The sequence below is a fragment of the Micromonospora sp. BS32 genome (assembly GCF_059089345.1).
The window spans coordinates 63,988-76,375 of record NZ_JBSSHR010000025.1 but is presented as its reverse complement, the minus strand read 5'-3'; the positions used below and the strand labels follow the sequence as shown (position 1 = coordinate 76,375).

Below are 12,388 nucleotides of genomic sequence, written 5' to 3'. Positions count from 1 at the left end.
TAGCGTGTTGTGACGGGTGTCGGTGTGTTCAGTGTCCCCGGGCCTCACCTAAATTGCCTTCGCGGAATACCGTTCGGCTGGAGCCGCGTCGTGCCACTCGCCGAGAGGCGACCTGCACACCGACACCTACAGCGCCGCCCCCGACCCGCCAGGGCCCGGGGGCGGCGCTGCTTTGTGCCCAGGCGGGGCAGAATCGCGGGATGGAGTGGTCGACGTCCATCGGGCTGGTCGTCCTGCCGAGCGGGGCGACCGTGCGTGGACGCCGGATCGGCGAGCCCGCCTCGACCGCCGACTTCGCCCTGTTGCTGGCCCCCGGCCCCACGCCGGCCTGGCCGTACCGGCGGATCCGCTGGCCTGACTTCTGGGTGCCGCTCGACCGGGTCGACGCCCTGGACGCCCTGACCGGCGCGCTGCGCCGGGCACGCGCCGGGGAACGGGTGGAGGTGGCCTGCCGGGGTGGCGTCGGCCGGACCGGCACGGCCCTCGCCGCGCTCGCCGTCCTCGACGGACTGCCGTCGACGGACGCGGTGCGCTGGGTGCGCGAGCGCTACCACCCGCGGGCGGTCGAGACCCCGTGGCAGCGCGCCTGGCTCCGTCGGCTGCCCTGACCGCGATTCGCGTAAGCGCCGGAAGCGCTGCCGTCGTTACGCGTCGTCCCGCACCTTGTGGTCCTTGTCTCGCCAAGATTCACCCTGCTCACGGGGGGTAGGAGAACGGCACTGACCCGTTGGGGACCGTCCTCCCCACCGGGTCGCACCCTGTCGTGGCGTCGACGTCCGGCCGGTCCCGGTGGGTTCCTCCCGCCTGCGGCAGCGTGGCCGCCAACCCTCGACGCGCGCCGCAATCGGCGCGCCGACCTACCCGGAAGGACAGCGTGCATCCGCTCATCGGACTGGCCCGTCGGCGTGAGCCGTGGCTCTTCCTGGCCATCGGCGGCGTCGTGGCGGCGGTCGGCCACGTCGTGCTGCACCTGCTGATGGGGTGGGGCGTCGCTCCCGCGACCGCCAACGCCGTCCAGCTCGTGCTCACCCTTCAGCTCAGTTTCGTCGCGCATGACCAGCTCACCTGGCGTCGGCGCACCGCGGGCCGGTCCGGCGGGCGGGCCCGCCGGTGGTGGCGGTTCCAGACCGCCCGGGGCGGCAGTGCCCTGCTCAGCCTCCTGGCGTTCCCGTTCGTCGCGCCGGTCACCGGCGTGACGGCCGCGTACTGGGGTCTGCTCGCCGCCGGCACGGTCGTCAACTACTGCTCCGACCACTTCTGGTCGTTCTCCTCCAAGGCAGGTACCCCGATGGCCACTGCGGCCCCCGGCCCCCGTTACCGCGGCGCACGCCGCCGCCCGCTGCCGACCTCGTGGCGTCTCGGCCGGCTGGTCGCCGCGCTGGCCCTGCTCTGCGTGCCGGCGATCCTCTTCCTGGACGTCTTCGTGGTCACCGTCTCGCTGTTCATGCTGACGGTGGCGGTCACCACGCTGGCCTTCCAGCTGTACAAGTGGTGGTTGCCCGAGCACAACGACCCCGACCGGTACGGCGAGCCGGACGCTCCCCGGCTGCCCGGCGTGATCCTGGTGCCGATGCGGCACGAGGAGGCCGTCGCCGGGCACACCCTGGAGCGACTGGCGAACCTGGACCACCCGGACTACTGGGTGGTGCCGATCATCGACCACCCCGACGACCCGGGCACCGCGGCGATCGCCCATGCCACCGCCGCCCGCTACCCGGGTCGGGTGCTGGTGGCGCCGTACCCGGAGGACACCGACGTGCACAACAAGCCGATCGGGCTCAACGCCGCGGTGCGCGAGCTGACCCGGCTCGGCGTCCCGTACGAGTGGATCGGCGTCGCCGACGCCGAGGACCTCTTCCACCCCGGGCTGCTGCGGATGGTCGACTACCGGTTCCGTCGTACCGGCGCGGGGATCGTGCAGTGCGGGGTGCAGCTGATGAACTTCAGCGCCGACCCGCGCACAATGCCGCTACCCAGCGGGCGGCTGCCCCGGCTGCGCCGCTGGTGGCGGGCGAACAGCTCCGGCTGGTGGCGGGCGGCCAACGTGCTGGAGTACTACAAGTGGTTCCAGTCACGGCTGAAGTTGCAGGCGGCGACGAAGGTGATGCCGTTGGGCGGCAACACCGTCTTCTTCCGCCGGGAGTTCCTCGAGGCGCTGCGCAAGCGGTACGGGGCGTACTGGGACGAGGACTGCCTCACCGAGGACTGCAAGATCGGCATGGTCGCGTCGGTGCTCGGCTACGACGTCGACGTGGTCTACATCGACGAGATGGTGACCCGGGAGGAGACCCCGGACACCCTGCGCGGCCTGGTCCGCCAGCGGGTGCGCTGGATGCAGGGCTTCATCCAGGTCTTCACCGAGCGGGAGTGGCTGGCCCTGCCCCGGCTGTGGCAGAAGATCCTCGCCGTCTACGTGCTCGGCTTCCAGTTCTTCCAGGCGTTCTCGGTGGTCTTCGCCCCGGTCGCGCTGGCCCTGGCGCTGACCCACAAGTCGCCGATCGTGGTGGCGCTGCTGGCCAGCGTCCCGCTCGGCATCAGCCTGCTCACCATCGCCCTGGACGTGCTGATGCTGCACCAGTTCGGGCGCACGTTCGGGCAGAAGGTGCGGCTGCGCGACCACCTCGGCGTGGTGATCGGCGGCTACCCGTACCAGGTGGTCCTCTCGGTGGCCGGGGTGTGGGCGCTGCTGCGGCACGTCTCGGGGCGTACCAACTGGGTGAAGACCGCGCACAGCGGCGCGCACCTGGGCGCGGCGCCCGCGGGCGACGGCGGCCGGGTCCCGGCGACGGCGGGGGTGGGCGCGTGACCAGCACGCTGGAGACGACCGTCAACCTCGACCTGCGCGACGTGGCCGACATCGACCGGGCGTTGCCGCCGCACCGGCGGGCCCGCGTCGGCCTGCAGGTCTGGGCGGCCCGGCACGGCCGCAGCATCGCCCTGCTGGTCCCGCTGCTCGTCCTGGTGGGAACCGTGCACGCGGTGGGGATGTCCCGCTTCCCGGGGTACGTCGACGACCCGGGCACCTACCTGTCCCAGGCGTGGTCGTTGCGGTACGAGGGGGAGCTCTCGCCCTACTCGTACTTCTACGACCACGCCCCGGCCGGCTGGATCCAGATCGCCGGGTGGGCGGCGCTGACCAACGGCTTCGACCGGTACGACTCGGCGCTCGCCTTCGGCAACGAATGCATGCTGATCGCCCGGCTGGCCAGCGCCGGCCTGCTCTACGTGCTGGGTCGTCGGCTCGGCTTCGGCCGGGTCGCCGCGTCGGTCGCCGTGCTGCTGTTCGGGCTCTCCCCGCTGGCCGTGGTCTACGGCCGGTGGACGTTCCTCGACAACCTGGTGACCCCGTGGCTGCTGCTGGCGTTCGTGCTCGCGTACTCGCCGCGGCGCAGCATCGCCGCCGGCATCGGCGCCGCGCTGGCCTTCGCGATGGCCGCGCTGACCAAGGAGACCTCGCTGCTGCTGCTGCCCGCGCTGGTCTGGGCGATGCTGCAGAACACCGACCGGCGCAACCGGGCCCAGGTGCTGGTCACCGCCGGCTTCGCCGGTTTCCTGCTGATGGCGATGTACCCGCTCTTCGCGCTCTTCAAGGGCGAACTGTTCGAGGGGCCCGGGCACAACAGCCTGCTCGGCACCGCCCAGTGGCAGCTGGAGGGCCGGGACTCCAGCGGTTCGGTGCTCGACGCCGGCAGCGCCACCCACCAGCAGGTCCAGAACTGGCTCCAGTACGACCACTGGCTGCCGCTGCTCGGCCTCGCCGCGCTCCCGCTGGCCCTGCTGGTGCGCCGGCTCCGCCCGGCCGCCCTCGCCCTGGCCATCGGCTGGCTGGTGCTGGTCCGGGGCGGCTACGTGCCGTTCATGCACGTGATCAACCTGCTGCCGTGGAGCGCGCTGCTGGTGGCCGGCGTGCTCGCCGCCCTGGCCGGCACCCCCGGCCTGGTGCCGACCGGTTGGCTGCGTCGACGCGCGGCGCAGGGCTTCGGGTACGGCTTCCGGGTCACCCTGGCCGGCCTGCTGGTGCTGGGGCTGGCCGGCGTGGCGACCGTCTCCTGGGTGCCGGAGCTGCGCCGGATGATGACCGTCACCGAGGAGCCCCCGCTGAAGTCGGCCACCGAGTGGGTGGCCCGCAACGTGCCGCGGGACAAGACCCTGGTCGTGCACGACGCGATCTGGACGGACCTGGTGCACCACTACGGGTACGACCCGCAGCCGGTGATCGTCTACAAGCTCGACACCGACCCGGCGGTGCAGCGCAGCGTCAAGCGGATCGACTACCTGGTGGTGCCGGACTGGTACTACCGCACCGCCGACGCGGCGGAGAAGTATCCGACCCTGATGGAGGCCCGCAAGCACGCCGTACCGGTGGCCAGCTTCGGCACCGGCGACGACCGGGTACGCGTGTTCCGGGTCAGCGCGCAGTGGAGGTTGTCGTGAACCGCCCCCGCCGGGTCGTCCCGGCCGTCGCCCTGGCGCTGGTCGCCGCGCTCACCGCCGGCTGCGCCCAGCGGCCCGACACGACGCTGCGCCCCGACCCGCCGGCGCTGACCTACGCGCTGCCCAAGAAGCTGTTCCCGGGCGCCACCCTGTACGTGGACCGGAACACCGCGGCGGCGCGCTGGCAGGCGGCCCACCGGGCGGGCTGGCTCGACCCGGTCACCGACCGACCGCAGGCCCGCTGGGTCAACGACCCCCGCGACGTGCCCCCGGTGGCGGAGTTGGCCGGACGGGCCGGACAACGCGGCGAACTGCCGGTGGTGGTGGCGTACTGGATCCCCAACCGGGGCTGCGCGAACTTCCAGGAGGGCGCCCCGGACGCGAAGGCGTACCGGGACTACATCGGCCGGCTGATCGCCGCACTGGGGCGTACCCGGTCGGCGGTGGTGATGGAGCCGGACGCGATCGCGGCGGACTGCTTCGACGCCGCCCGGGGCGAGCTGCTCACCGAGGCGACGAAGCAGCTGGCCGCAGCCGGCCACGCCGTCTACCTCGACGCCGGGCACTCGAAGTGGCGCTCCACCGGGGAGACCGCGGAGCGGCTGCTCGCCTCGGGCATCACGTACGCCGAGGGGTTCGCGGTGAACGTGTCGAACCGGCAGACCACGGCCGACACCTACCGCTGGGGGCGGGAGCTGTCCGACCTGGTGGGCGGCCGGGAGTTCGTGATCGACACCTCCCGCAACGGTGCCGGCCCGCCGCCGGACGAGCCGGGCCGGGACGACGAGTGGTGCAACCCGCGGCGGCAGGCGCTCGGGGAGGCGCCCCGACCGGTGACGGACCGGCCGGGGTTGGCGGCCCTGCTGTGGATCAAGGGCCCGGGGGAGTCCGACGGGAAGTGCGGTGGTGAACGGACGTACCTGTTCACGCCCACCCAGGCCCGCACCCTGATCACCGGGGCGACCTGGTTGCCGGCGGCCGACCGGGCCGCCGCGCGGGCGGCCCGACCGGCACCGGTCGTGGACCAGGGCTGACGGGTCGACGGGAGACGTACTCGCGCAGGTGGCGGCCGGTCAGCGTGTCGCCCGACGCGCCCCGGCGGGAAGGAACCCGCCGGGGCGCGCCGGCAGCAGCGCCGCGAAGGCGCCGATCCCGGCAACTTTCAGGACAGCGTGTTTCTGCGTAGGCCTGGCCATGTACCTCTCCTCGAATTGGCCGCCGACGATGGCTGCCGAGGGTGCGCAGCCGACGTCGGCGGTGCCGCGTGACGGTGCAGGCGCAGGTGGGACCGGGCGTCGGGCGCGGTCGGCGGGCCCGCCGCGGCGGCGTCACCTGCGTACGGAAATCGCCGCCCGGCCGATCCGGCACGGCGGCCGGGAGCGTTTCCATCTGTCGGGCAGGAATACGGGCACGGGCCGAAGATCGTTCAACGCGGGTGGCCGGATTTCGATCAGCGCCGACGTCGGCGGGGCAGGTTGACGGCGGGTGTCAACCTGATCCCGAGGTACGGGCGGGATCCGTACCCGATCGGGGGAGGGGCGAAGATGACCACACAGCGCAACCGCCGCGGACCGGCGATGCCGGCAGCGCGGATCGGGCCGATCGTCGGGGCGGTGCTGGCCGGGGTCACCGTGCTGATCGTGGCGCTGACGATGCTGATCGGCGGCTTCGACAAGACCGCCGGCGGCGAGGTCGGCGTGGTCCGCAACGGCGGCTGGTTCGACAACAACCGGGTCCGCCAGGTGGTGCCCGCCGGTTCCGGCCGGACCTGGACCGGCCTCTACTCCACCATGCACCGCTACCCGGCGCAGCAGCGCTTCTACACCATCACCGCCGACAGCTCCCGGGGCGACCGCGCCGGCATCGACGTGGTCAACACCCCGTCCAGCGACGGAGTGGAGATGGGCATCGAGGGCACCATCTACTTCACCCTCAACCTCGACCCGAAGGTGCTCAAGGAGTTCGACACCAAGTTCGGCACCCGGCAGTTCCGTGGCGTCGACGGCGAGCTGCGCTACGCCTACGACGGGGACGAGGGGTGGAGCAGCTTCCTCGACGCGATCGTCCGCCCGGTCATCGACAACGACCTGCGCATCCAGATCAGCAGCTTCCGCTGCGCCGAGCTGGTCTCCAGTTGCGCGCTGGTGCAGAACGGCGCGCAGCGCGCCCCGGCCACCCCGGGCAACCCCGACGCCGCCGGCCAGGCCAACAACACCAACATCGCGAAGGTCCAGGAGGCGGTGAACAGCAGCCTGCCCAAGGACCTCGCCGAGATGCTCGGCGGCGAGTTCTTCGAGGGGATCAAGTTCAACCTCGCCCGGGTCACCCTGCCGGCGACCGTCCAGGAGGCGGTCAACAAGGCCCAGGCGGCGTACGCGGCGGTCAGCGAGGCCCAGGCCAAGGTGGCCCAGGCCAAGGCGGAGGCGGACGCGAACAAGACCCGCCAGCAGGGCTACGACGCCTGCTCGGCCTGCGCCCAGATCGACATCATCAAGGCGTTGCCGCCGGGGGTCACCACGTACGCCCCGGGGGCCGGCGCGACCGTGCCCCTGAAGTGAGCCGGAGGTCGCCGTGCGGGTCGTCGTACCGCTGCTGGGCCTGGGCGTCGCGCTGGCCGCCACGATCCTGACGTATCTGCTGCTGCGGGCGGTCGGCGCCGGGCGGGAGCGGCGGGCCCGCCGGGCGGCCCGCTGGCAGGTGACTCACCACGGGCGGGACGGGGCGACGGTGGTGGCCGTCGTGCTCGCCCCGCCCGGCGGCCGAGCGCTCGACGAGCACGTCGTCGAGCGGATCCCGGACGGCGACCCGGAGTGGACGACGCGCTTCCTGCGGGCCCGGGAGGTCGCCGAGGAGCGGGCCTTCCATCTCAACGGGGGCGCGGCCGGCCTGCCGGGCGGGTGACGTCGAGGGCGCGATCTTGCCCGATAGGGTGCGTGTCCATGAGAGCCCGGGTCCTGGCCGCCGTGACCGCCACCGTCCTTCTCACCGCCGGGACGGCCGTCCCGGCGGCCGCCACGCCGCGGACCGCCACGCCGCGGGCCGCGGTGCCCTGCCCGAAGCTGGCGGTGCCGCCACCGCCGGTCAAGCGCCCGCCCCGGCCGGTGCCGCCCGCGCCCGTGCCGGAGCAGCGTGCGGTGGGCGGCGAGGCGCTGGCCACCCCCGGGCTGGTGGTTCCGCCCGGCACTCCCGCGCCCCCGCCGGTCACCGCGACCTCCTGGCTGGTCGCCGACCTGGACACCGGCGCGGTGCTGGGCGCCTGCGGCCCGCATGAGTACGGCACCCCGGCGAGCGTCCAGAAGCTGCTGCTGGCCGCCACGATGATGCCGAAGCTCGACCCGAAGCAGGTGGCCACGGTCACCCGAACCGACCTGGATATCACCCCCGGCAGCTCCGCGGTGGGGCTGCTGGAGAACGGCCGCTACTCCGTGGAGACCGCCTGGCTGGGCCTGCTGCTCCAGTCGGGCAACGACGCCGCCAACCTGCTGGCCCGGCTCGGTGCCGGCAGCGCCCGGGCCGGGGTGGCGCAGATGAACGCCGAGGCGCAGCGGTTGGGGGCCCTGCAGACCCACGCGGTGACCCCGTCGGGCCTGGACGGGCCCGGCCAGTTCACCAGCGCGTACGACCTGGCGCTGATCGCCCGGGTCTGCTTCGCCGACCCGACCTTCCGCCGGTACGCGCTGACCGAACGCACCCAGATCCCCGCCCAGCCCGCCCTGCGTCAGCCCGGGTTCCAGATCCAGAACGAGAACCAGTTGATCTTCAGCTACCCGGGCGCGCTGGGCGGCAAGACCGGCTTCACCGAGCTGGCCCGGCACACCTACGTCGGCGCGGCCGAGCGCGGCGGCCGCCGACTGGTGGTCACCGAGCTCGGCGCCGAGGCCCGGCCGGTGCGCGCCTGGGAGCAGGGCGCCCGCCTGCTGGACTGGGGCTTCGCCCTGCCCCGGGACGCCTCGGTGGGACGGCTGGTGGACCCCGACGAGCTGAGCCGGCAGGCCTCCGTTCCCGCGCCGGCGGCGGCGGGAGACCGGCCGGCGGCTGCCGGGCCCCCGTCCGACGGCACGCCGCAGTGGCTCGGCGGGGCCGTCGTCGGCGGCGGTGCGGTGCTGGTCGGGGCGCTCGCGGTGCTGATCGCGATCGGCAGGCGGCGGCGGAGCCCGCGGGGCCGGCGACGCGCCCAGGGTTGACCGTCGTCGACATCCGGGCGCCCGATCCATAGACTCCGGTCTTTCTGGTACCACGAGTCCAGGGAGGACCCACGTGTCGAGCGAACCCCGACCGCACGCCGCACCGCCACGACGTCGACCGGCCACCGCGCTGTCCCGCCTCGCCGGGATAGCGCTGGCCTCCGCCGCGATGATCGCCGCCGGTGGGGCCGCCGCGATCGCCGCGCCGTCCGTCGCGCCGACGCCGGAGCCCACGAGGGGGCCGTGCGCGTACACGCCGACACCCGACGAACCGGCGGCCCGGCCGGTGCCGCTGCCGCCCGACCCCCGGCGCACGCCGGACCGGGGGACGGTCCGGGTCACCCTGCGCACCAACCAGGGCCCGATCGGGCTGACCCTCGACCGGGAACAGGCTCCGTGCACCGTGCAGAGCTTCCTGCACCTGGCCAGACACCGGTTCTACGACCGGACGCCCTGCCACCGGCTCACCGCGTACCCCACGCTGAAGGTGCTGCAGTGCGGTGACCCGTCCGGCACCGGCGAGGGCGGTCCCGGCTACCGGTACGCCGACGAGCTGCCCACCGACCTGCCGCCGGCGCCGACCGACCCGACCGGAGTCCGCCGGCTCTACGCCCGGGGCACCCTGGCGATGGCCAACGCCGGCCCGGACACCAACGACAGCCAGTTCTTCCTGGTCCAGTCCGACTCGGCGCTGCGTCCCAACTACATCGTCTTCGGCACCATCGACGCCGCCGGGCTGGCGACCCTGGACCGGATCGCGGCCGGCGGGATCGCGGCCACCCCGGAGGATCCGGCGCCGATCGACGGTGCGCCGGCCCTGCCGGTCGAGATCTGCCGGGCCACCCGGGGTCGCTGAGCCGGCGCCCGGCGGGGCAGTGACTCCGGTCGCCCCGCCGGGCCACCCGCCCTCGGCCGGTGACGGGCGGCCGGGCCGGCGATCGTACCGGTCCGGCCCGGTCCCGCGGGCGTCTTCCGGAGATCGCCGGGGCAGCCCGGGTCGCCTCGCTACCGTGCGACAGAGTGAGAACCCGGGTCCGCACCACCGCCGTCCTCGCCGCCGTCGCGCTCGCCGCGGTCGGCGCGCCGCCCGTCACGGCCGCTCCGGCAGCGGCCGGCGCCGTCGTCACCGGGCCGTGTCCGCCCGTACCCGCGGTGTCCCGGCCGTCGCAGCCGGCGCCGCCCCGGTCGGACCCGGCGCAGCGGGCCGTGGGCGGGGCGGAGCTGGCCACCGCCGGCCTGGTGCGGCCCGCAGGCACCCCGGCGCCGCCGGCCGTACCCGCCACCACCTGGGTGGTCGCGGACCTGGACAGCGGCGCGGTGCTGGGCGGCTGCGGCCCGCACGAGTACGCCACCCCGGCGAGCGTGCAGAAGCTGCTGCTCGCCGCCACCATGCTGCCGAAACTCGATCCGCACCAGGTGGCCACCATGACCGCCGGGGACCTGGACATCGAGCCGGGCAGCTCCGAGGTCGGACTCGCCGAGGACGGCCAATACCCGATCGAGACGATCTGGCTGGGGCTGCTGCTCAAGTCCGGCAACGAGGCCGCCAACGCGCTGGCCCGGCTCGGCGGCGGCCCGGACGGACTGGCCGGCGGCCTGCGGGCGATGAACGAGGAGGCCCGCCATCTCGGCGCCCTCCAGACGCACGCGGTGACCGCCTCCGGCCTGGACGCCCCGGGGCAGTTCACCAGCGCGTACGACCTGGCCCTGATCGCCCGGGCCTGCTTCGCCGATCCGGCCTTCCGCCGCTACGCCGCCACCCGGGAGGCCATGGTCCCGGCCCAGCCGGCGCTGCACGAGAAGGCGTTCCAGATTCAGAACGACAACCAGCTGCTCTACCAGTACCCGGGGGCGCTGGGCGGCAAGACCGGCTTCACCGATCTGGCCCGGCACACCTACGTCGGCCTCGCCGAGCGCGGCGGTCGCCGGCTGGTGGTGACCCTGCTCGGCGCCGAGGTGGTCGACAAGCGCGGCTGGCAGCAGGGGGCCGCCCTGCTGGACTGGGGCTTCGGGCTGCCCCGGGACGCCGCCGTCGGTCGGCTGGTCCGCCCCGACGAGCTGGCCTCGCCCGCGCCGGCGACCCGCGCCACCCCGCCCGCGCTGGCCGCCGCCGGCGGCCCGGCCCGGGTGGACCCGGTCGGCCACCGCTGGAACCGGCCCGGCCCCCTGGCCGCGCTGTCGGCCGGGGTCCTCGTCGGCGGGGTCGCCGGGCTGCTCCTGGCCCTGCGCCGCCGGCGGGCCGTCCGACGGCACCGATGACCCCCGGCCGGCCGCGACACCCGCCCGGCCGCTGGTCGCGGCCGCTGGCCGCCGCGCTGGTCGTGGCGGCGCTGCTCACCGGCTGTGGGCGACCGCCCGGGCCCCGGCCTGTGCCGAGCGCCCCGTCACGCACTCCCAGCGGGCCGCGCGCCCCGGCGGACGTGGTGCTGCTGGCCGAGGTCGACCCGAGCATCGCCGTCGACATCCGGTACGCCACCGCGCACAACTTCGTCGGCCGGCCGATCGACGGCTACCCGGAGCCGCTCTGCCTGCTCACCCGGCCGGCCGCGGAGGCGCTGCGCCGGGTCCAGGACGCCGCCCGCGCCCAGGGCCGCAGCCTGCGGGTGTACGACTGCTACCGCCCGCAGCGGGCGGTCGACGACTTCGTCCGCTGGGCCCAGGACCCGGCGGCGCAGCAGATGAAGGCCGAGTTCTATCCCCGGGTCGACAAGGCGAAGCTCTTCGACGACGGGTACCTCGGCACGCCCACCGCGCACAGCCGGGGCAGCACCCTGGACCTGACCCTGGAACCCCTGCCCGCGCCGGCCCGGGCCACCTGGGCCGCCGGCCAGCCGCTGGTGCCGTGCACCGAACCGGCCGGACGGCGCTTCGCCGACGGCGGCGTGGACATGGGCACCGGCTTCGACTGCTTCGACGCCCTCGCGCACACCGACGACCGGCGGGTCACCGGGGTGGCCCGGGACAACCGGCAACTGCTGAAGCGGCTGATGGCGCGGGAGGGGTTCGTCAACTACGACCGGGAGTGGTGGCACTACCGGTTCGCGGCCGAGCCCTACCCCGACACCTACTTCGACTTTCCGGTGGCCAGGTCGTCGTTGAGCTGACCCGTCCCGTCCGTGCGGCGGCGGCGGGCCCGTAGCAGTTGCACGCCGATCGGCAGGACCGAGACCAGCACGATGCCGATCAGGATGAACTCGATGTTCGACCGGACGAACGGGACCCGGCCGAGGAAGAAGCCGAGGACGGTGACACCGGTGCCCCAGGCGACGCCGCCGACCACGTTGTAGATGAGGAACGTCCGGTACCGCATCCGGCTCACCCCGGCCACGATCGGGGTGAAGGTCCGCACCACCGGCACGAATCGGGCCAGCACCAGCGAGCGCGCGCCGTGCCGGGCGAAGAACCGGTTCGCCCGCGCCACGTTCTCCCGCTTGAACAGCCGCGAGTCCGGGCGGCGGAACAGCGACGGGCCGACCCGCTTGCCGAACAGGTAGCCGACCTGGTCGCCGGCGATGGCGGCCACCGCCACCAGCAGGCAGAGCAGCCAGAGCGGCTGGTGCAGGTAGTGCCCGTCGGCGACGAGCAGCCCGGCGGTGAACAGCAGCGAGTCGCCCGGCAGGAAGAAACCGACCAGCAGCCCCGACTCGGCGAACACGGCGGCGAGGACGCCGAGCAGACCGAACGCGGAGATCAGCGAACCGGGGTCGAGCAGGCCGGGGCCGGCCTGTGTCATCGCGGTGATTGTCGGCACGGGGGACCTCCGGAGGGGC

11 protein-coding genes are annotated in these 12,388 nt (G+C 74.2%); 10 read left to right on the top strand and 1 reads right to left on the bottom strand.

The annotated features are described in order from the left end of the window. Nucleotides 1-200: 200 nt before the first annotated feature. The 10 genes from AC5RWQ_RS27105 to AC5RWQ_RS27060 all read left to right on the top strand — a co-directional run bounded on the left by AC5RWQ_RS27105 (nt 201) and on the right by AC5RWQ_RS27060 (nt 11,722). On the top strand, nt 201-608 hold the full coding sequence (locus tag AC5RWQ_RS27105) for a protein-tyrosine phosphatase family protein (RefSeq protein ID WP_494285461.1): 408 nt from the start codon (nt 201-203) through the stop codon (nt 606-608). A gap of 266 nt (nt 609-874) precedes the next feature. After that, entirely contained in the window at nt 875-2,806 is a 1,932-nt protein-coding gene (locus tag AC5RWQ_RS27100; RefSeq protein ID WP_494285460.1) for a glycosyltransferase, read from the top strand. After that, nucleotides 2,803-4,434 carry a glycosyltransferase family 39 protein gene (locus AC5RWQ_RS27095; protein ID WP_494285459.1) on the top strand — a complete coding sequence of 544 codons (1,632 nt, stop codon included), beginning with the start codon at nt 2,803-2,805 and terminating at the stop codon, nt 4,432-4,434. Before AC5RWQ_RS27100 ends, AC5RWQ_RS27095 begins: the two co-directional genes overlap by 4 nt. After that, a complete protein-coding gene (locus AC5RWQ_RS27090) occupies nt 4,431-5,468 on the top strand; it encodes a glycoside hydrolase family 6 protein (RefSeq protein WP_494285458.1) in 1,038 nt (345 codons plus the stop codon). Before AC5RWQ_RS27095 ends, AC5RWQ_RS27090 begins: the two co-directional genes overlap by 4 nt. A 510-nt stretch (nt 5,469-5,978) precedes the next feature. After that, nucleotides 5,979-6,992, top strand: coding sequence for an SPFH domain-containing protein (locus AC5RWQ_RS27085; RefSeq protein WP_494285457.1), 1,014 nt, complete (start codon nt 5,979-5,981; stop codon nt 6,990-6,992). Between the two features lie 13 nt (nt 6,993-7,005). Further along, nucleotides 7,006-7,335: a hypothetical protein gene (locus AC5RWQ_RS27080; RefSeq protein WP_494285456.1), complete on the top strand. Its 330-nt coding sequence runs from the start codon at nt 7,006-7,008 to the stop codon at nt 7,333-7,335. A 38-nt stretch (nt 7,336-7,373) separates the two neighbouring features. Beyond that, nucleotides 7,374-8,618, top strand: a complete 1,245-nt coding sequence (locus tag AC5RWQ_RS27075; protein WP_494285455.1) for a D-alanyl-D-alanine carboxypeptidase family protein — start codon at nt 7,374-7,376, stop codon at nt 8,616-8,618. A gap of 73 nt (nt 8,619-8,691) precedes the next feature. Next, nucleotides 8,692-9,474 carry a peptidylprolyl isomerase gene (locus tag AC5RWQ_RS27070; protein WP_494285454.1) on the top strand — a complete coding sequence of 261 codons (783 nt, stop codon included), beginning with the start codon at nt 8,692-8,694 and terminating at the stop codon, nt 9,472-9,474. 164 nt (nt 9,475-9,638) lie between these two features. Continuing rightward, nucleotides 9,639-10,877, top strand: coding sequence for a D-alanyl-D-alanine carboxypeptidase family protein (locus AC5RWQ_RS27065; protein ID WP_494285453.1), 1,239 nt, complete (start codon nt 9,639-9,641; stop codon nt 10,875-10,877). Then, nucleotides 10,874-11,722 (top strand): M15 family metallopeptidase, encoded by an 849-nt coding sequence (locus tag AC5RWQ_RS27060; RefSeq protein ID WP_494285452.1) that lies wholly within the window; start codon nt 10,874-10,876, stop codon nt 11,720-11,722. Before AC5RWQ_RS27065 ends, AC5RWQ_RS27060 begins: the two co-directional genes overlap by 4 nt. Here the strand turns inward: AC5RWQ_RS27060 and AC5RWQ_RS27055 are convergent. Then, on the bottom strand, nt 11,683-12,351 hold the full coding sequence (locus tag AC5RWQ_RS27055; protein ID WP_494285451.1) for a DedA family protein: 669 nt from the start codon (nt 12,349-12,351) through the stop codon (nt 11,683-11,685). The two genes, AC5RWQ_RS27060 and AC5RWQ_RS27055, sit on opposite strands and share 40 nt — an antisense overlap. Nucleotides 12,352-12,388: the final 37 nt, after the last annotated feature.

Coding starts and splice junctions, on each gene's coding strand:
- AC5RWQ_RS27105 (WP_494285461.1), top strand. CDS start 201: ATGGAGTGGTCGACGTCCATCGGGCTGGTCGTCCTGCCGAGCGGGGCG.
- AC5RWQ_RS27060 (WP_494285452.1), top strand. CDS start 10,874: ATGACCCCCGGCCGGCCGCGACACCCGCCCGGCCGCTGGTCGCGGCCG.
- AC5RWQ_RS27055 (WP_494285451.1), bottom strand. CDS start 12,351: ATGACACAGGCCGGCCCCGGCCTGCTCGACCCCGGTTCGCTGATCTCC.
- AC5RWQ_RS27085 (WP_494285457.1), top strand. CDS start 5,979: ATGACCACACAGCGCAACCGCCGCGGACCGGCGATGCCGGCAGCGCGG.
- AC5RWQ_RS27075 (WP_494285455.1), top strand. CDS start 7,374: ATGAGAGCCCGGGTCCTGGCCGCCGTGACCGCCACCGTCCTTCTCACC.